This window comes from Oceanobacillus sp. FSL K6-0127, from assembly GCF_037983385.1.
In the GTDB taxonomy this organism is placed as follows: domain Bacteria; phylum Bacillota; class Bacilli; order Bacillales; family Amphibacillaceae; genus Oceanobacillus; species Oceanobacillus profundus.
Genome location: NZ_CP150287.1, coordinates 3325217 through 3345391 on the forward strand (window position 1 = coordinate 3325217; position 20175 = coordinate 3345391).

The window sequence follows — 20175 nt, forward strand, 5'->3', positions numbered from 1 at the left end:
ATGGAACAAGTGTGTAAATACCTTTCTAAAATTGTAATTAATACGTAATATTAAGCTAATTAACTTGTTATGTTTCTCAAACTTTTGAATAAAAAGAAAACCAGTATACCTCCCTATGTATACTGGTTAATATTCGGATTACAATTATTAGACACGATCAATAAAGCATGTTAATACTTTGGCCTCTTCATCATTCACTGGTACAAATAGATGAGGCTTTGATCCTTGAAAATAGGCACTATCCCCTTTTTCCATATAATGCTTTTCACCATCATAAAGCAAATGAATAGCTCCTTCAAGAATATAAATGAATTCATCCTGGGAATGTGTATAAGTTTTTTCCTGACGCAGGTTTATATTTTTCGGGGTCACATGTACAATAGTAGGTTCAATCCCACTATATTTGGATCTGTTTGCTAAAAGCTCATAAGAATACCCCATGCTTTCATCGCCCACTTTAGATTGCCGATTAGAATTCTGCTGCAGTACAAGATTCTGTTCCGTTTCATCATCCAACACCCAGGAAAGCTGTACACCCAATGCATCACTTATTTTGGATAATGTTGCTATCGCTGATGCTGTTTGGCCATTTTCAATTTTTGATAAAAGACTTTTTGAAATACCACATTCATCAGCTATTTGCTGTTGGGTTTTTTTATTTCGTAATCGTATTTGCTTCACTTTTTTTCCTATGCTCTGAAGATCGATCGAACTCATTCCTTCCACCTAATCATATGTATGCATTTTTTTAATCATAAGATAGCGGCAAGTACTAGTCAAGAGAAGAATAACCGTCACCAAAGCAAAATCGGATTGCTGTAGTGACGGTATTATAAGGTTTACTGTGCATTTGCGAAGTATGCTAACGAACGGCTCGGCAGGATTTTCCCAAGTTTATTTTGAATAAATATACCAGCGTCTTGAATTTTCTTTTCATCAATACCTGTTTCAATTCCTAAGCCATTCAAAAGATAAAGCACATCATTTGTAGCAACATTCCCAGCTGCTCCCGGGGCATATGGACAACCGCCTAACCCACCAATGGTGCTATCAAACCGGTTGATCCCATAATGCATCGACGTCATAATGTTTGCGATCGCCATTCCCCTCGTATCATGAAAATGTAAGATCAGCTTTTCTTTTGGATAATGTTTCATCAATACCTCGAGCAGCTGCTCAACCTGGGTAGGAACCGCAGTGCCAATCGTATCACCAAGTGAGAGATCATCAACACCAGAAGCAAATAAATGCTCGCATACAGTTAACACATTATCCGGAGTGATTTTCCCCTCATATGGACAATCAAAAACGGTTGAAACATAGCCAGTTACACGCTTGCCAGCTTGTTTTGCTTCCTGAATGACTTCATGCAGGATAGGATACGTAGCATCAATTGTTTTATTAATATTCTTCTGGTTATGTGTTTCGCTGGCTGACATAAAAACAGAAGCTGCATCGATTCCTGCCTCTAGCGCAAATTCTAAACCTTTCCTATTTGGAACAAGCGCCGAGTACAACACTCCCGCCTTTCGCTTGATTTGCTTTCCTACTTCACGTGCATCGGATAAAGCGGGTATCATTTTGGGATTAACAAAAGAAGTATATTCAATTTCTTTCACACCAGACTCTGATAGCATATTAATCCATGCAATCTTATCAGCAGTAGAAATCCATTTCTTTTCATTCTGCAAGCCGTCACGTGGTCCTACTTCTTTCAATTGGACAAACTTCGGTAAATGTTTCATTCAAGCCCTCCGTTCAATGTTAGAAACAAATTCATATTGCCTGAAAGAGGCATTTTAAACAGAGATATCAGTTCTGAATACGCTTACAAATATATCCCCTTATTACACATTGATTAACATCAACACATATACTAATCACAGAGAAAACCTTACAACCATTATATTCAACTATGTTTATTTTGATTCAACTTTGTTGAATATAGTATATAATAAATATTCAAACAAAGTCAATCCAAAAAGTATCTTTGTTAAATTGCTAAAAAGCCGCAACCCGATTTGGATCACAGCTTCTAGTAGGATTACATTTATTACTCCACATTACATAACCTTTCTCTAATTGAGAGCCGTCAAGTTATAATTGCAGCTCGATGGACTTTAAAGAAAAGAGTCTCCTATTTTATTAACAGACAAGTTATTCTCCCTCTAGCGGATTAGCAATAAGCCCCATAAATAAAATCGCGTCTGTTTCGTCGTCTGTTATGGCAATAAAGAATGGTCGGTTAACTTCCATATAAAATGGCTCTTCAATCGGTGCGGATGTTGTTTCCATTTCAACCGAAGTTGCAGCAGCCGCTTCTGTTCCTTTTTCATTTACATCAATAAATGTTTTTTGCTTTACCTGGCTAATCCAGAGTGGATCTTCCGATTTGATCATTGTTGAGAAATCTGCATTCTCTTCGTTAAATGCATCAGCCATTCCAAGCTTGCTCAACGTGTCATTTAGTATAGCTTCGTATTCTAATTGAAATTTTGGAAGTAGAATTGTTCCTTCCGTTTTCTGAAATTCCGATTTCCATGATTCCCAGTTTTCATTTGTTAATTGACTTTGGAAATCTTTAAGACTTGTATTTTCCTTTGGTAAAAATATGTTCATACTTATCGACTCATCTTCACCATATGGAAGGGCGATTGCCTGAAAATCTTCATTTTCCAAGTAAGCTAAATTCTCCTTTAGCGACATAAGCGGAACATCTTTTGTTGTGCCGTCAGCTAGATGAAACGCTCGATTTTCAGTTTGTTGTTTATCAAATTCATATGTCCAATTCCCATTAAAGTAAATTGCATTAACGAGAATTGTGACTAGATTGGGATCTAATGGGGCTTCGACAATGTCTTCAATTTTATCATTTGTTGCATCTTTTACCCATTTATTAATTTTCTCAGAGCTCTTCGTATCGTTTACATCCATCTCTTCTATTTCAGCATTAAAATAATCTCTATTATTTGCTGCAAATGTATCTTGGAATTGGAATTCATCGTTTAACCAAATTGAGTTTGCAATATTCAGTTCAACTTGTTCTGAATGCTTGTGGAGCAAAGACATTAGTGAAGCATTCGCCTGATTTAAAGCCTGCTTATCTACCCCTTCTGCCTGCAAAACTTTCGCAATTTCTTCTTTCGTCTCACCTTCTGCCCCATTGTATACCATGGATAATGCCATGAATAAACTCATTGGTGACATGAATAGGTTGCCATCTTCATCTGGCTCAACTTCTCTTAAAAGGTTGAATCCAAGTTCATTGTTAGGAGAAACAATTTGCTCATAATCATTCTCACCAAAGTCCACATCGCTCGAAATATCCAATTCATTTGTTGTGCCACAAGCACTAACCACTACTATAAAACCCAACAAAAACACAGAATATCCAATTATTTTTTTCATCCGCTCACCGCCCTTTATTCATTAGTCTAAAAAAGAGCCGAAAACGTTACAGACTATCAGGAATTAATTAATATTTTTCACACAAAAAATGATAAAGGCAGGTTTCGGTTTGATTTGTTTAATAAAACAAATAGCTAACAAATTTCTAAATACTTCATTAACGCTACCAACATGGAATTAATTTTAAGGCATTGTTATAATTTGTACTATTATATTATCTAAACAAAAATTAAAGTAAGGAAGCGAAACAATGAAGAATAGTTGGAAGATATTTTCAACCGATATGAAAAAAACAGGAACAAACTGGATTGCATTAGTGATTATTGGGGGACTTGTACTGCTGCCCTCCCTCTATGCTTGGTTTAATATAAAGGCTTCTTGGGATCCATATGGTCAGCTCGATCGAATGCCAATTGGTATTGTAAATGAGGATTTGGGAGCAACTGTTCATGATGAAGATATTGATGTTGGTGATGAATTAATTGAGACGCTAAAAGAAGATGACTCGATGGACTGGAACTTCACAGACCGTCAGACTGCAATGGAGCGCGTTGAATATGGCGATTATTTTGCCGTTATTATCATACCAGAAGATTTTTCAGAAAAGCTGGCTACTGTAATTAGTGATAAGCCTGAGAAAGCAAATGTTGAATATTATGTGAATGAAAAAATAAATGCTATTAGTCCGAAGATGACAGACAAAGGTGCAAGTGTCATTGTAGAAAATGTAAGCAGCCAATTCATTTCAACTGTTAATGGTGTTATTTTTGACTTATTTAATACGATTGGAATTGAATTAGAAAATGACTTGCCGGATATGGAACGTTTTAAAAACTACATTTTTGAAATGGAAGTAAAACTACCGGAAATTCATGACGTCTTAACTAGTTCGTTAACGGATGCGAATCATGCTACGGATATTATTCATAACGCTCAAGCACTAATACCAGATGCGAAACGAATAACTGAAAATGGACTTCATACAATTGATGATACCGTAGCATTTCTAAACGAAGCTGAAAACCGTCTTAATGAAATAGCTCCTGAAATAGAAAAAAGATTAGAACAAGCACAAGAAGTAACTGCGAACATCAATTCATTTATGCAAGATATACAATCAACTGATGTTGATTTTACAAATGGTGAAAACTTGTCTGAACAAATCGATACAAAAACTTCGCAAGCTATCGAGCAAATCGAATCGATTGAAACAATTTTACGGCAGTTACAGGAGCAACCTCAATCGGGTTCTGAGAATGAAAATGAGTCTGAGAATGAAATTGGGAACGAAAACGGAAATGAAAATGAAATTAAGCCAAAGCAAGAAGAAATAACATTGGCATTGGAACAGCTTGCTACATTGAAAACGGAGCTTGAAAATATTCAAAATGCTGGCTCCGACCTCCTATCATTTATAGATGAATCAAAAGTCGAGATGACACAGGTTCTTGATGAATTGAAAGAACGTGCAGCAACTACAAATGAATCCGTCGATGCATTTGTAAAGGAATATAAAGAAAACATTGAGCCTACTGTATTAGAGAATGTAAATAGCGCCAAAACAACCTTAAACGATGCAAGAGGAATATTGGTTGAAATTCAGGAAACTATCCCAGAGATTGAAAATATTTTGGCTCGAACCGATACCAATCTCGGTGAGGGAAAAGAATTATTGGAAAGCATCCTTGGTGAGTATCCATATGTGAACAGTAAAATTAAGGAAATAGCAGATCGAATCCGACAGATTCAAGGTGAAACAGACTTGGAAGAAATTATTCAGCTGCTGCAAAATGACCCAGATGCTGAAAAAGGATTTTTCTCAGAACCAATAGTATTGGATGAGAATAAGATTTTCCCTATTGCCAACTATGGCACAGGGATGACACCATTTTATACGGTGTTAGCAATTTGGGTTGGTGGTTTACTACTTATTTCTCTATTATCAACCGACGTTCACAATCCCGAAGGCTTTACAATACGTGAACAGTATTTCGGTAAACTATTCACCTTTATGACAATTGGAATCTTGCAGACATTAATAATAACTTCAGGTGACCTCTTGTTGTTAAATGTCGGGGCGGCTCATCCTGGCTGGTTAATTGTGTTTGGTCTGTTCATCAGCATCATATTCATGGTTATCATTTATACACTTGTTTCTGTGTTTGGTGATATAGGGAAAGCAACCGTAATTGTTCTTTTAGTTCTGCAAATTGCAGGATCTGGGGGAACCTATCCAGTTGTATTGCTGCCAGACTTCTTCCAAATGATTAACCCCTTCCTTCCGTTCACGTATGCAATTGACTTGATGCGTGAAGCTGTTGGTGGAATTGTCTGGAGCCGTGTGTTACGAGATGTCATATCCTTATCCTTATTTGGACTCGCGGCTTTCTTACTCGGAGTCTTTTTGAAACAACCGATTAATAAACAGACACGTAAATTAATTAAAAAATCAAGGGAATCTGGTATGTTCCATTGATGTAGATTAAAACTTTATTATGTATAAACCATCCCCCCACCAAAAAACATGTTTGTTTGCTTTTGGTGGGGGGATTGTGTAATAAAATATACCTATCAGCCTTAATCCGCCTGCATACCACCATCCACATTGTATAGTGACCCCGTTACAAACGATGCATGCTCTGAAGCTAGGAATAAGACTACTTGAGCAACTTCCTTCGGTGCACCAAAACGCCCAATTGGAATCCCCTGTTTGATTGCCTCACCGGATGCTTCTGGCTCTCCTGGCGTAATATTATTTTGAATATCAGCCAGCATTTGCGTATCTATTGCAGCTGGCGCAACTGCGTTGATACGGATTCCGCTAGAAGCTGTTTCAAGTGCAGCAGTTTTTGTAATACCTGCTACTGCGTGTTTTGAAGCAATATAACCTGCCATACCAGCAGAACCGATATATGCTGCATTCGATGCAGTATTGATTATACTTCCATAACCTTGAACTTCCATTTGCTTAATAACATGCTTTAATCCAAGAAATACACCTGTAACGTTAATATTAAGGATTTGTTCAAATTTTTCTTTCTCCAAATCTTTAATTTGTGCGAAAGGTCCATTAATTCCAGCATTGTTGAAGAATACATCAATCTTGCCAAATGCATCAACCGTTTGCTTGACATAATTTTTAACATCTTCCTCATTTGTTACATCGGCACCAATAACTACTACCCTATCAGGTTCTACATTTAGTGAAGCTTTTGCACGTTCTAGTGCATCTTTATTAATATCTACTAATACAACTTTCGCACCATTATCCAAAAATAACTGTGCCGTTTCTTGCCCGATTCCACCAGCACCACCTGTGATCAACACAACCTTATCTTCCATTTAAATTCCTCCTTTAGTACGATGTAGTTCTAACTACATTTTAATGAAAGCGTTACCGGAAATCAAATTAGTTGCTTTATAGTATTTTATACTAGGAGAAATTAATTTCATTGCACGTTTTATCTCCCCCTACTAATCTACTTATGATGCCTTTTGCTATATACTGCACATCGAATTTATAACTCTTGTGACAGTCGAATCATATCTCGGCACCATATGCCGTTTTCATAAATAGGTGTATCATAGTGCCGAATGAAAAAGTCCCTATCGATAGCTGTTATTCGAAATCCACATTTTTGATAGAGAGCCAATTGTCCAATACTGGAATTCCCTGTCCCTATCTCTATTATTTTAAATCCATCCCGTCTAGCTCGCTTAAGTGCATCCATTACTAGTAGTTTGCCTATCCCTTTTCCTTGTGCAGTCTCTGCCACCGCAATATTTATCAATTCAACTGTTCCTGTTCTTGTTGGTATAAGAACATAAACACCGATTATTTGATCTTTCTCTTCTAAAACATAGCAATCCCCTCCTTCTAAATACGCAGCAACAAGCTTTTGAGAAGGATCGGCCATGAGCAATAAGTCCATTGGTGGACTTTCATGAAGTTGGATTTCTCTAATGTTCATTCCTATTATATGCTCCTCTTCGAAAATTCATATTGTACTTCTATACCACGCCATGAACCGCTGCCTTTCAATTACATTTAATATGCATGGTGCCTCAGCCTGTGCTTCAAGCTTTCGATGCTCCTCAGGAAATTCCTTCTCCACTCCAATTCTTATGTATGGTAGCTTTTCTTGTGCTTTTTGGGAACGGATATTTTCTCGTTTTGCACCTGCAAATACATTTTTTAATCGGAACTTTGAAAAAGCTATATGCAGAATTTCAGTTTTAGCCATTGCATTATAGCCTTTTCCCCAGTAGGGGTAACCGATCCAAGTACCAATGTGACACCTATTATGAATCCGATCAATATCCTTCAATGTAATCACACCTATTAGTTCCCCACCATCGTTCAATATTACTCTGGAAAACTGTTTCCCAAGCCGTTCCTGTTCGAAAACATGGGTAATAAAATTTATTGTCCCCTCTATAGAAGTCTGTTCGTCATCCAATCCCAATGCCTCTTTTACTTGAACTGCTGAGGATAGACGGGATATTTCTTCCGCGTATTTTTTTTGATGTTGGACTAAAAATAAAGTCGTCATCGATATTATCCTCCCTATCAAACCGATTTTCATAAATTTAACCTACTTTCCTTATTAGTATAACCAAAATTAGCTTAAGCAAGCTTCGCATAAACACATGTATCTCGCAGTTCATTCGTATCTGGAGAAAGATCATCATTTTTTAAAATACCTTCTAACACAAAACCTAATTTCTCCGGAATTGCTCGGCTTTTTTGGTTATGTGTATCGCAACGTATTTCTAGCCGCTTGGCATGTAATTCCGCGAAAGCGAAGTCCGCAATACCTTGTACCGCTTCTATCATATATCCTTTTCCACTAAAGCGAGTATCAATCCAATAACCAATTTCAAATTTAGGAATAGACCAGTTAATCCGATGCAGACCAGAAGATGCAATAAATTCTCCAGTCCCTTTATGGAAAACAAGTAATCTAAGATCTTCTCTCGTCAAAAAAGAAGTATGAGCCGATCGAATATTCAGCTCAACATCCTGCTCTGTTTGGTCCTGCTGGGCAAAGGGCATCCACGGCTTCAATTCCTTCATTGAGGCTTTTATTGCTTCATAAACAACTTTTCCATCTCCCGGTCTTGGCATGCGAATAATCAATCGTTCTGTTGTAAATTCTTCAGGAAATTCTTTCAATACTGGATTCATCTTTCTCACCAACCAAATAATTTAATTTTTATAATAATACAGTTTTTCTTTTTATAATGCAATATGCCGAGTGATTTATCCATAAAAAAATACCAACAGATAAAAATCCATTGGTATTTTTGAATTTAGAACAAAAAATGATTCCTTATTCCTTACTTCTTAACTTAGCTTTTTGTTTTAACTTTTCCAATCGGAGTGACTTCATAAGCGCAAACACCATCAACAGCAGAATAATCGAAAATGGAAAAGCAGCAATAATCATCATATTTTGTACTCCTTGCAGTCCACCACTGTATAATAGTGTAATTGCAGTTAATGAAAGTACAATTCCCCAAACGAATTTAATTCGATTTTTCGGATTTAACGATCCATTGGTAGAATGCATACTCAAAACAAATGTCGCTGAATCAGCAGAAGTTATAAAGAATACCCCTATTAGAAGGATTGTTAAAACAGATGCAATCGTGCTAAACGGCATTGTACTTAAGATACTAAATAACATTTCTTCTTCTGCAAGCGACGCAACATTAATAATTTCTTGTGCTTCAAGCAAAATTCCAGTTCCACCTAGCAATGAGAACCATATAAATCCAACTAAAGAAGGAACGATTAAAACTGCAATCGTAAATTCTCTAATTGTACGTCCTCTTGACACTCTTGCAATAAAAGTACCCACAAACGGAGACCAAGCTATCCACCATGCCCAATAGAACAATGTCCAATTCGTAATCCATTCCCTATCTACAGGACTACCTGGGGCACTACGAAAGCTCAGTTCAGGAAGGGTCTGTATATATGTTCCAATTGTGTTTGTGAAAAGGTCTAACGAATATAGCGTAGCACCGCCAAATATCGCGATAAATAAAAACAAAACTAAAGCTAACATCATATTAAAATTACTAAGTAGACGAATCCCTTTATCTAGGCCTGTCATAGCGGAAGTTAAGAATAGCATACTTACGATAATGATAATAATTACTTGAATAAAAAATGAAATTGGTAAGTTAGTTAAGTATGAGAGTCCGCCATTCATCTGTACTGCTCCAAGACCAAGGCTAGTTACAATACCTGTAACCGTTGCAACCAAAGCAAACGTATCGATTACCTTACCTGCTATTCCATCTGTTTTCATAATTGGTGAAAGAGTAGCACTGATTAAACCGGATTTTCCCTTTCTAAAGTTAAAGTATGCAATACAAAGTGCAATCACAGCATAAATACCCCAAGCATGTACACCATAATGAAAAAAAACAAACCGCATGGCTTCTCTTGCTGCTTCAGTTGTTCCTTCATCAACCGTAGGTGACTGAATTGCAAAATGTGAAAGTGGTTCTGCTGCACCAAAAAAGACTAAACCAATTCCCATACCAGCACTAAATAGCATTGCGAACCATGTCAAATAGCCATACTCGGGCTTCTCATCTGGTTTTCCAAGCTTAATATTCCCATAAGTACTTAAAATCAAATACAAGGATACAATCACAAAAAATGTCACGACTATTAAATAATACCAACCAAAAGTAGCCGAAATAAACCCCTTGATACTTTCCGTTATGCTTTCAAGTGTGTTTGGAAATATGACACCAGAAAAAATAATCACAGCCAGTATCCCGATTGCCCAGTAAAAAACAGGTTGTACTTTGTTTGTTGACTTCATTCATAAAAACTCCTTTTAGTACGCTTTACATCATCTAAGTATCGATACAATTTTCAAGATATGTATAATTCAATAGTTGATGTTGACATTGATAAAGTTACAGTATACCTAGAAAAAGTATTGATTACAATCTATAGGCCCTCTTAGATGACAAAGAAGCTACATAGGTATTTAAACCATGGATCTATTGACTATGAACGGTTTTATTGAATGTGGAATGATATTATCATTAAGTACTTTTAATCAGATTGTCTTTTTATTATTTCTAAATAGCACTATTTCATACTTTTTTTATGAATAGGTCCTAATCTATTACGTAGCAGTGAATTATTTAGTAAACCTTTTTTATTTTAATGATCCACAAATATATTGATGGCAAAAGGACGGTAGAAATTGGTATGATATAATTAGAATTAGTTACCTTTGAAGTTTTCGAATTTATTGGAGAATCGAAACAGATTACGAGCATGATAAAGTATAAAGTATTGAAAACGCTTTTAAAAATTAGTCATGATAAGGGGAGATATGTATGAGTGAAGTTTTATTTTCAATTACTGAAAATGGGGTTGCGACCATCACCTTAAATCGGCCGAAAGCAATCAATTCATTAAACTATCAGATGATCGTCTCGATAAAGAGCAAACTTATCCAGTGGGAAGATGATCCTGCAATTCGGATTGTTATCCTTCAAGGAGCAGGAGAGAAAGGATTTTGTGCAGGAGGAGATATTAAAACCTTATATCAATCGAAGGAAAGCGAAGCAGCATTCAAGCAGTCGATTCAGTTCTTTCAAGAGGAGTATAAAACAGATCAGCTTGTTGCCAACTTCCCAAAACCAATCCTTGCATGCCTTGATGGAATCGTAATGGGTGGCGGTATCGGGCTTTCTCAAGGAGCTAGCCACCGAATTGTAACAGAGCGGACAAAGTGGGCCATGCCAGAAATGAATATTGGTTTTTTTCCGGATGTCGGTGCAGCCTATTTTCTAAACAAGGCTCCTGGACAGATTGGACGGTACTTAGCCCTTACTGCAAAGGTGTTAAAAGCTTCTGATGTTATCTATGCAAATAGTGCTGATGCTTTTATTCCAAGTGAGAGCTTAAACTCATTGTTTGAACTAATTAATAAAACGGATTGGCATCAAGATGAGAACCCGGCTGCTGCACTTGATAAAATGATTCATAACTTCAAAAGAGAGCCAGAACATACAGGAAAACTTGCTTCCATACAGTTGGAGATTGATAAACATTTTGCTCATTCTACAGTAGAAGAAATTATTGAATCTTTAGAGACAGATAAAAGTGATTTTTCCTTACAAACAATGAAAACACTACAATCCAAATCACCCGTATCGCTGAAGGTTACTTTAAGGCAGCTAATAGAAGGAGAAATGAAGTCTCTGCGGGATTGTCTAGATACAGATTTAACTTTAGCAGCGAATTTCCTTCGTTCGGAAGACTTTTACGAAGGGGTGCGGTCAGTAGTTATTGACAAAGATCAGAATCCGCAATACAACTACAAACAATTATCTGAGGTATCCTCAATGATGGTTGATTCCTTTTTTCAGCACTCATTCTGATTTATAACATACAATAAAAACCCGATTCTTAAGGTGAAAGGAATCGGGTTTTCTGCGTTCTAATTCTAATGCTGTTGTACATAACATATTTAGCTGAACAGTCACATCTACAAAGCCCTAAAGTTGGACTTCACGACCGTAAATTACCGCAACTGCAACATCCTAAAGAGCTTTTCAAAAACCTTACATTTGAAGAAATCATTGTGTTGCTTCCTTCTTATTGGATTGTTTTTTTACTTGTTCATAGAGTACCGCCATGTCTTGATCACCGTAACCTTCACGTTCAACTGTTCGATATAAAGCGAGCAACGATTTGCTAATTGGCAAATCAAGCTGATTCTCGTCCGCTAGCTCCATTGCAAATTCGAGATCCTTTCGTAGCAGTTTTAAAGAAAATCCTGGGTTATAGTTTTCTTTAGCAATAAAGCTGTTATAATTTCGTTCATATATACGGCTCTGCCCATAGCTCACATTCAGCATGGAGAATAACTCATCCAAATCAAGATTCTTTTTGTTTGCTAGTTGTAACGCTTCACTAACTCCAGCTGTGTAGAATCCAATTAGTAGATTATTAATCAATTTCACCGTCGTTCCACTATCGATTTGTTCATCAACATGGAATATATTTTCTCCAAGAACTTGAAACACTGGAAGCACTTGTTCATAAATCTGCTTCGGCCCTCCAACCATGACAGTTAATGTTTGATTCACTGCGCCAATGACTCCCCCACTTACAGGTGCTGCCAAGAAATCAAGGCTGTTTTCTGTACAGACCTTTGCAATTTCCACATTCAAATCAGGTGAAACTGTACTCGTGTCTATTAACGGCTGTTCTGGTTTGACATTATTAACTAACCCTTCTTCCCCTAAGAAGACTTCTTCCACTGCTTTTACCGATGGAAGACTTGTCAGGATGAGCTCGCTTCTCTCTGCGACTTGTGCAATGGATGCAGCAATTTCCCCACCTGCTTTCTTGAATGAACGTGCTGCTTCTTCATTTAAGTCGTACCCAACAACATGATAACCTGCATTGATTAATCCAGTTGACATTGGAAGCCCCATATTCCCTAAACCAATAAAACCGACTTTCTTCATGTTCACCCTCATTTCTTATACCCATTATTTGAGATAACTTCCATTGCTATCTTACGCTTCTTAGCAACTAAATTAGAATACATTGGCAAGGTAAAATTGTTTATTTCATCAAGAAAGGCTTGCTTTTTATCATCATTTGAAATGATCGAGGATATAATCACAACGGCATTCCTTTCAATTCCGAAATATCCCTCTTCACAAAGTACTTCTGCCATCGTTTCTTTTAAATCCTGATTTGACCTTGTTGCTTGAGCAGTTAACTGTACAGATTCCATCACATAAATTTCCTTAATAACATCTGCAAGCATTCTTTGAATCTCTTGGTCCTGTTTAAGGACTACATTATCACTATTGGAAAACGCTTTCATAATTATGTTTAATAGTTCTTTAGAATAGTGGATATATAGATTCTGAGAATGGGTTTGTGTTTCATCCTGTTCGATTATCGATTTATCTTTATTATATAATTTTAGAAAAGACCTCACAATTGTAAGGCGATTAATTTCACTTGTTCCTTCAAATAATCGATTGATTCTTGCATCTCGGTATAAACGCTCAACCTCATATTCCTGCATGTATCCATAACCACCATGAATTTGTAACGCTTCATCAACAATAAAGTCTAAAGCCTCTGATGCATATACTTTATTAATCGAACAATCAACTGCATAATTAGAAAGCTTACCTAGTATATCATCTTCGTTGGAAGAATTTACATGTAGTTCATCCAATCGATTCGCGGCCACGTAGGCAGCACTTTCAGATGCAAAAATAGCTAAAGCCATGTTAGCCAGTTTCTCTTGAATCATCGTAAACCGGGTAAGCTCTTGTTTAAATTGTTTGCGTGCTTTCCCATAATTCACTGCCAGAGACAGTGCTTGTTTTGCCGTACCAACATTAGCAAAGGCAAGTTTTAAACGAGCTAGGTTTAAAATATTGAGTGCAATGTAATGTCCTTTCCCAATCTGACCGAGCACTTGATCAGTTGACAGCCTGACATTTTCCAGAATAAGAGTTGCTGTCGATGACCCTTTAATGCCCATTTTTTTCTCTTCTAAACCGATTGAAACACCAGACATTGATCGCTCTACAATAAATGCCGTAATACCACTTTCCGTTTTTGCGAAAACAACGAAGACACTAGCAATATGGGCATTCGTTATCCATTGCTTTTCCCCATTTAACACCCATTCCCCACTTTTTTCATCTAATACAGCACTTGTCTCGGATGCCAATGCATCTGATCCGGCATTTGGTTCTGTTAATGCATAAGCTCCTACCCATTCTCCCGATACGAGCTTTGGCAAATATCGTTCTTTTTGCTCTGGAGTACCAAAATAGACATATGGCAATGTTCCTACTCCTGTATGAATGTTAAAGGATACACTAAAAGACGCTCCATATCCCATTCGTTCTGCAACTAAACCTGCTGTCTTTTTACCGAGTTCCATTCCATCGTATAATTCGGGAACATCTGCACCCAGTAATCCAAGGTCACCCGCATCGCGAAACAGCTTTTTCGCAAGCTCGTAATCATACGCTTCAAGATTTTTTATAGATGGATTTACGTGTTCTTGAATGAATTTATCAATTGTCCTCGCAATTAGCTTTTCCTCTTCTTGAAAATCTAACGATATGACTGATTGCTCGTTCGGGAATAACGTATGCTTATTAGTTGATTCAACCTTTTCCATATGCTTTCCTCCTTTATTAATCCTTTATTAATGAGTATGTTTCAGTTTTGTTGAAAGCACTTACAAAGAACCAAAAAAATGCACACTAACAATCCAAATGGAAGTTGTCAGCATGCATGATAAAATACAAGCAAAACTTGTTTTTAAAAATAACAAGGCTTCATTATACACGTAACACCTCCTATCCTCGTAGGATTAAATGCCGTCTGATATAGGCAGGTCTCCTGGCTATATGATCATCACAATTCGAACCTTCCCATTTACAGCAATAAACAGTGGTATCCATCGAATTGCTCCCAATTACAGTTGCGGGACAGCGTCGGATTTTCACCGAACTTCCCTTTTAAGCAATAAAAGTAAATATTATTGCACCTATATCTTTAAAACTATTCAGTTATTTTAAAATTATAGCACTGTTCGTTCATATAAACAATACATTTTTTTGATTTGGGATTGTTCTCCAAATGCATTACTAAAAATATGAAAATTTGAATTGATTGAGCCATAAACTCACTAATTACATATTTATAGTTGATCATCTGTCCTTTTATATTTCCTCGAACGATAATTTTTTCAATCGATGCATAGGATCTTCTAATTATTTCCACACTACAATATGACACAACTAAAGGAGGGTACACATGAAGAATGGATTTTTGCTTGTTTTATTTCTCGCATTTAGTATCCTAACAGGCTTTGAACATCAAGATAAGCTTGAAATTACAGATACAGAGATAACTGTTATTCAATCAGAAGGTTTATTGCGTTATGATTTTAAAATCAAAAATAATGGTGAAATACCAATTGAAAGTGATTTTGATTATCCTGGACAGCATCCATTTGGAATTGAATTCGTCATACGGCCAAATGAGAAATTATCTGAAGTTATGGTAATGGAGAAACGTACAAACTATAATAAAATGTTGTCTTTAGGGAGTGGCCATTCCGGATATTTCGAACCGAATACTGAAATGTCTGTTCACTTAGAATATAAAATGAAGGACGATGTTAATCCTGAAAAGGTAAAAAAACTTGCATATGATTCGACATTACTTATTTTAGATGGCGTTGATATCGCAATTGAATTTCCATTACAAGAAATAAAGGAAAAACTATCCAATTAAATAAATGTTACCTCCCTCTCCTATGTCTAATAGTTGAGGAAGGTATCATTTATAGCTGTTCTATTAGAGTTGTTTTCTCAGTTTGTGTGGCAGAAAGCTCTATTTCTTTTTCATTCAAGGTCATTTCTAATTTTCGAATAACCGATACAACGCTTGCATGTTGATCCCTTGCTTGTTGTAAAGAGTCTTGAATTCTCCCTTGAACCATCCAATCTACAATTAAACCATCAAAGAAAAAGTCCGCAAATTTCAACATTCCTGAAATATCAATTTGCAGGTTTGTCACTTCATCGATATCTAATAATTCTTTCTGAAAGTTTCGCATCCTTGTTTGTGCTTGGTGGATATGGTTTGTCGCTTTATCAATATGATCATGCTTAACCATACTAGAAATCATCCCTCCACCAAACATATCAAATGTCCCCCAACCTTCTGCACTTTCAAGGGAACTCATTGCATTATTTAATGCATCTTTTACATTATATCCTGCTTCAATCGCTTCATTTAACTCTGTGATGTATGCTCTTATATCACCTTCACGCTCATTTAATTCAAATAAGCGATTTCCGAATGCAGCATCTCTTTCCTTAATAATTTGTTCCTTCGTCGACAAAAGAAATTCGTAATCTTGATCTGCATCCACAACGCTTTGCAATTTATGATGCAATTCATTCATCGAATTACTAATTTCTTGCTTCGTTTTTTCAGCCTCTTCAAGCTGCAGCTGTACTGCAATAACTTCTTGCTTTTCCTGTCTCAGCTTTTCATGCTTTGATCCAAAAAGTGTTTGTATTAAATTTGTTATTCCAATTCGTTCCAGTTTCTGAACGTCTTTTTTCTCAGCAAACAGCTGCTCTTCTAACCTGCTAATCTCTTTTTCAACATCTATTAATTCTGTCTCATAATCAGCAAGCTGTTTTTCCCATTTCTGTTTCTTGCTCATTGCACTTCTAACTCGAATGAGCTGATCATTTATTTCTTCATACATAAAGAGGCCCCCTAGAATTGATATGCATCACTTCTTTTTACGTAAAAGAAGCGCAATAGGTTTCATTTTATCAGATTTCAAATCGAAGTATTTACCAAGTCTTTCTTTGGCTATATTCTATTATTATACTTTTTTATTTTAATTCCATTCTATGTCAGCTTCGACTTTCTGTATCATTTTTTAAGAATGAGTACTTTTTAAATGTTAACAATGTAAAATCTAAAAAACCAGCATTCAATCATGGATGTATCAATACCATCCTGATTTGATAAAATATTCATTAATCTCCTCCTTTATCCATGCGTTAAAGGTATATTCTCACATCCAATTTTTCATCAGAGTCATTTATTTCTTTTCAAGCAATTACTGTTTGTAATAGATCTTCAGTATGGTTGCTGTTCATGCAAGGGATGATTTTTTCGCAAAAAAATAACCGTCCGTTAATCGGGCGGTTATTTATATATCGTTTATTCAACAATGGTAACTTTTACTGTACGAACTCCCCAATTATAAGCTTCTTTTTGAGTTGGTACGAAAACATCAATTTTCTTCCCTTTTATCGCACTGCCGATATCCCCAGCAATAGCATGACCATAGCCTTCAACATCAACAATAGTGCCTAATGGAATTACACTTGGATCAACTGCAATTACTTTTGCATTTGGATTTTTACTGAGATTAATTCCGGTTGATGTAACACCAGAGCCTCCCGCACTTTTAACCGTATATGCAGTAGCTGTCACCGTAAAAGTTTTGCCATTAGAAGCGGATTCCTTCTTATCCGATTCCTTTTTTGGTTCTTTTTTCGACTCTTTCTTCTCTTCTTTAGCCAGCTGTACTACTTTACCTTCATCGACCGGCTTATCTTGAGCTGATGCAACTTGCGTTTTAGCAGGTTTTGCGACTTCCTGTTCCTTCGCTTTTGCCGCTTCCTTTGCTTTTTCTGCTTGTGCTAATTCAATTTCGCGCTGTTCTTTTTCCTTTGCGATTTGCTGTTTTACTTCACCTTCCAATGAAGCAAGTGTACTATCTTCGATTTGTAATTCATCTGCCAACGTGGCTAATTGGTTTTGCTTTAGTTCCAATGATGATTTTTGCTCTTTATTTTGCTCTAATTGCTGAGCAATCAATGATTGTGTTTCTTCTTGTTCTGCTTTTAGTTCATTTAATTGATCGAGTTTATCGAATACAGTTGCTTGTTTTTCCGCTACTAATTGGATATCAGCCTCTTGCTGCTCGATTAATGCTGCATCCGAGTTCGTAATTGTGTTAACTGCTGACACGCGTGAGATAAAATCACTAAAGCTTTGGGAACCGAAGATAACTTCTAAATAGCTGATCTTACCGCCTGACTGTTGTGTAGAGACGATTCGACCTTTTAAAATTTCATATCTTTCTTCAATCTTCTTTTCTAATTCTTTCATTTCTTCTTCTAAGATCGAAATTTCTTCTAATGTACCGTCAACCTTATTTTCTGTTTCACTCAACAATTTCTGATTTTCTTGTAAAGCTGTATCAACACGTTCTATTTCTTTTGATAATGTCTCTAATTCTATGATAACATCTGCGATTTCACTTTCAGCTTCTGTCAGATTTTCCTTAATGTTTGAGCGTTGCTCACGAATTGTTTCTAATTCGTTTGTACTGTCTGCAAAGGTCGGGATACTAAAAAACGAACTACTTAAACCAACAATCATCACTACTGCGATTAGTTTTGCTAAGGTTCTATTCAAATTGACTCCCCCGTTTTCCAATTCACGACTACGTCTCTATTTATAGACAAGATAATAGAATCTGATTGTCTGCAGTTATGTGAATTATGTATTTTATACTAATTTTTACCTGTTCTAGGCTTGTTGTAGTATACCATTATCAAATGTCATAGATATTATGATAATATTACAATTGTATTTCACAGAGGGGTGTAAGTTTATTTTCCTTAATAATGTTAACTAATTAAATTACAACAATCTTACGGAAGTCAATTTTAATAGAATTGAATAATAATAATCACAGTTGTTTTATATCTCCATTAGAAATTATTGTCGATTATACTCTAAGCCAAAATAAAGCAACCTCCAAGGACACGTACTTGGAGGTTGCTTTATTTATCTATTAAACACAACATCTTTGAAAAATGATTATTTTGCTTTTGCTTGGATTCGCTTTTCATTTTCAGAAATAATATAGGCACAAGCCGCATCCCCAGTAATATTAAGGGACGTGCGCAGCATATCCAGTAAGCGGTCGATACCGATAATGAGAGCAATGCCTTCAACAGGCAGGCCAACCTGTTGCAATACCATGGCAAGCATGATTAATCCAACTCCTGGCACCCCGGCAGTTCCAACACTAGCCAAGGTTGCAGTTAAAATAATCATGATGATAGCAGTAAAATCCAAATCTATTGCATATACTTGGGCAATAAAAACTGCAGCTACTGCTTGCATAATTGCAGTTCCATCCATATTAATCGTTGCCCCTAATGGCTGTACGAAACTGCTGATTTCTTTACTTACTCCAAGATTTTCCTGTGCAGCTCTCATGGAAACTGGCAGAGTTGCATTTGAACTGGACGTACTAAACGCAACAGACATTGCTGGAAAAAATCCTTTATAAAAATTGATTGGATTTCCTTTTCCAACCAGCCAGATGGCTAAGCTATAAATGACTATTGCATGAATAAACAATCCTAATATAACCGTTCCCATATACGCTCCCATTGAACCAACAGCATCTAAACCAGCACCTCCAATTGCAGAGGCAATTAAAGCAAAGGCACCATATGGGGCCGCTTTCATAATAAGAGTTACTAGAAACATTAATATTTCATTTGCTTGTTCAAATAAACGATTGATGCCTTGAGTTTTCTCACCTAAGAAGGCAAGAGCAGTCCCAATGAAAATTGCAAATGCGATAATTTGCAGCATATCTCCTGCAGCCATTGAACTAATGGGATTATCAGGAATGATATTAATAATCGTGTCCATCACAGGGGGTGCGTCATTTGCTTCATAGCTAGCATTGCCTATATCAAATACACCTTCTGCACCTGGTTTTATTAAAAATGCTAATGCAAGGCCGATACAAATAGCAATTGCAGTAGTAACGAGGAAAAAAGAAATGGTTTGAATGCCTATTTTTCCTAGTTTAGCTGGCTCTCCAAGACCAGCGGTTCCAAGAACAATTGATACGAATACAATTGGTACAACAATCATCATAATTAAGTTAATAAAGATTTGACCTACAGGCGTTAACACATAGGTATCTATATTCGAAAATATACTTTCCGGTACAAATGTGAACCCTATCCCTACAACGACACCGAATACCAGAGCTATTAAAATCTTTTTCGTTAAGCTCATATAGCTCCACCCTTCTTAATTATAAGTTAAGAATCAAATGGTTCTTTTTAAATCAACTGTATGGCTAACGAATGCTT

General features: G+C 36.4%; 16 protein-coding genes and 1 riboswitch. Of the genes, 3 read left to right on the top strand and 13 right to left on the bottom strand.

Going from position 1 to position 20175, the window contains the following annotated elements; all coding sequences use genetic code 11:
• Positions 1–147 precede the first annotated feature (147 nt).
• From MHH64_RS16495 to MHH64_RS16505, 3 genes are all read right to left on the bottom strand, one after another.
• On the bottom strand, positions 148–717 hold the full coding sequence (locus tag MHH64_RS16495) for an XRE family transcriptional regulator (RefSeq protein ID WP_095311457.1): 570 nt from the start codon (positions 715–717) through the stop codon (positions 148–150).
• A gap of 122 nt (positions 718–839) precedes the next feature.
• Positions 840–1745 carry a hydroxymethylglutaryl-CoA lyase gene (locus tag MHH64_RS16500; protein ID WP_095311455.1) on the bottom strand — a complete coding sequence of 302 codons (906 nt, stop codon included), beginning with the start codon at positions 1743–1745 and terminating at the stop codon, positions 840–842.
• Between the two features lie 412 nt (positions 1746–2157).
• Complete coding sequence (locus MHH64_RS16505; protein ID WP_095311453.1) at positions 2158–3408, bottom strand: serpin family protein; 1251 nt, start codon at positions 3406–3408, stop codon at positions 2158–2160.
• Between the two features lie 250 nt (positions 3409–3658).
• On the opposite strand from MHH64_RS16505, the gene MHH64_RS16510 reads away from it, so the two are divergent.
• On the top strand, positions 3659–5884 hold the full coding sequence (locus MHH64_RS16510; protein ID WP_340002038.1) for a YhgE/Pip domain-containing protein: 2226 nt from the start codon (positions 3659–3661) through the stop codon (positions 5882–5884).
• A gap of 101 nt (positions 5885–5985) precedes the next feature.
• On the opposite strand, the gene MHH64_RS16515 is transcribed toward MHH64_RS16510, so the two are convergent.
• From MHH64_RS16515 to MHH64_RS16535, 5 genes are all read right to left on the bottom strand, one after another.
• The gene (locus tag MHH64_RS16515; protein WP_340002039.1) at positions 5986–6750 is read right to left on the bottom strand and encodes an SDR family NAD(P)-dependent oxidoreductase; all 765 of its coding nucleotides are present in this window, start codon (positions 6748–6750) and stop codon (positions 5986–5988) included.
• Between the two features lie 176 nt (positions 6751–6926).
• Entirely contained in the window at positions 6927–7379 is a 453-nt protein-coding gene (locus tag MHH64_RS16520) for a GNAT family N-acetyltransferase (protein WP_095311413.1), read from the bottom strand.
• 27 nt (positions 7380–7406) lie between these two features.
• On the bottom strand, positions 7407–7961 hold the full coding sequence (locus tag MHH64_RS16525) for a GNAT family N-acetyltransferase (RefSeq protein WP_251659152.1): 555 nt from the start codon (positions 7959–7961) through the stop codon (positions 7407–7409).
• 74 nt (positions 7962–8035) lie between these two features.
• A complete protein-coding gene (locus MHH64_RS16530; protein WP_095311409.1) occupies positions 8036–8596 on the bottom strand; it encodes a GNAT family N-acetyltransferase in 561 nt (186 codons plus the stop codon).
• Positions 8597–8741: 145 nt separating this feature from the next.
• The gene (locus MHH64_RS16535; protein ID WP_095311407.1) at positions 8742–10253 is read right to left on the bottom strand and encodes a BCCT family transporter; all 1512 of its coding nucleotides are present in this window, start codon (positions 10251–10253) and stop codon (positions 8742–8744) included.
• A 529-nt stretch (positions 10254–10782) separates the two neighbouring features.
• On the opposite strand from MHH64_RS16535, the gene MHH64_RS16540 reads away from it, so the two are divergent.
• Positions 10783–11832, top strand: coding sequence for an enoyl-CoA hydratase/isomerase family protein (locus MHH64_RS16540; RefSeq protein ID WP_340002041.1), 1050 nt, complete (start codon positions 10783–10785; stop codon positions 11830–11832).
• Positions 11833–12030: 198 nt separating this feature from the next.
• Here MHH64_RS16540 and MHH64_RS16545 read toward each other — a convergent pair whose 3' ends face one another.
• Both MHH64_RS16545 and MHH64_RS16550 read right to left on the bottom strand, forming a co-directional pair.
• On the bottom strand, positions 12031–12927 hold the full coding sequence (locus tag MHH64_RS16545) for an NAD(P)-dependent oxidoreductase (RefSeq protein WP_095311403.1): 897 nt from the start codon (positions 12925–12927) through the stop codon (positions 12031–12033).
• An 8-nt stretch (positions 12928–12935) separates the two neighbouring features.
• Positions 12936–14621 carry an acyl-CoA dehydrogenase family protein gene (locus tag MHH64_RS16550; RefSeq protein WP_340002042.1) on the bottom strand — a complete coding sequence of 562 codons (1686 nt, stop codon included), beginning with the start codon at positions 14619–14621 and terminating at the stop codon, positions 12936–12938.
• A gap of 196 nt (positions 14622–14817) precedes the next feature.
• Positions 14818–15012: riboswitch (cobalamin riboswitch) on the bottom strand.
• A gap of 250 nt (positions 15013–15262) precedes the next feature.
• On the opposite strand from MHH64_RS16550, the gene MHH64_RS16555 reads away from it, so the two are divergent.
• A complete protein-coding gene (locus MHH64_RS16555) occupies positions 15263–15745 on the top strand; it encodes a hypothetical protein (RefSeq protein WP_118889718.1) in 483 nt (160 codons plus the stop codon).
• 49 nt (positions 15746–15794) lie between these two features.
• Here MHH64_RS16555 and MHH64_RS16560 read toward each other — a convergent pair whose 3' ends face one another.
• From MHH64_RS16560 to MHH64_RS16570, 3 genes are all read right to left on the bottom strand, one after another.
• Positions 15795–16733, bottom strand: coding sequence for a hypothetical protein (locus tag MHH64_RS16560; RefSeq protein ID WP_095311398.1), 939 nt, complete (start codon positions 16731–16733; stop codon positions 15795–15797).
• 467 nt (positions 16734–17200) lie between these two features.
• Entirely contained in the window at positions 17201–18466 is a 1266-nt protein-coding gene (locus MHH64_RS16565) for a 3D domain-containing protein (protein WP_340002043.1), read from the bottom strand.
• A gap of 408 nt (positions 18467–18874) precedes the next feature.
• The gene (locus MHH64_RS16570; protein ID WP_118889717.1) at positions 18875–20098 is read right to left on the bottom strand and encodes a dicarboxylate/amino acid:cation symporter; all 1224 of its coding nucleotides are present in this window, start codon (positions 20096–20098) and stop codon (positions 18875–18877) included.
• Positions 20099–20175: the final 77 nt, after the last annotated feature.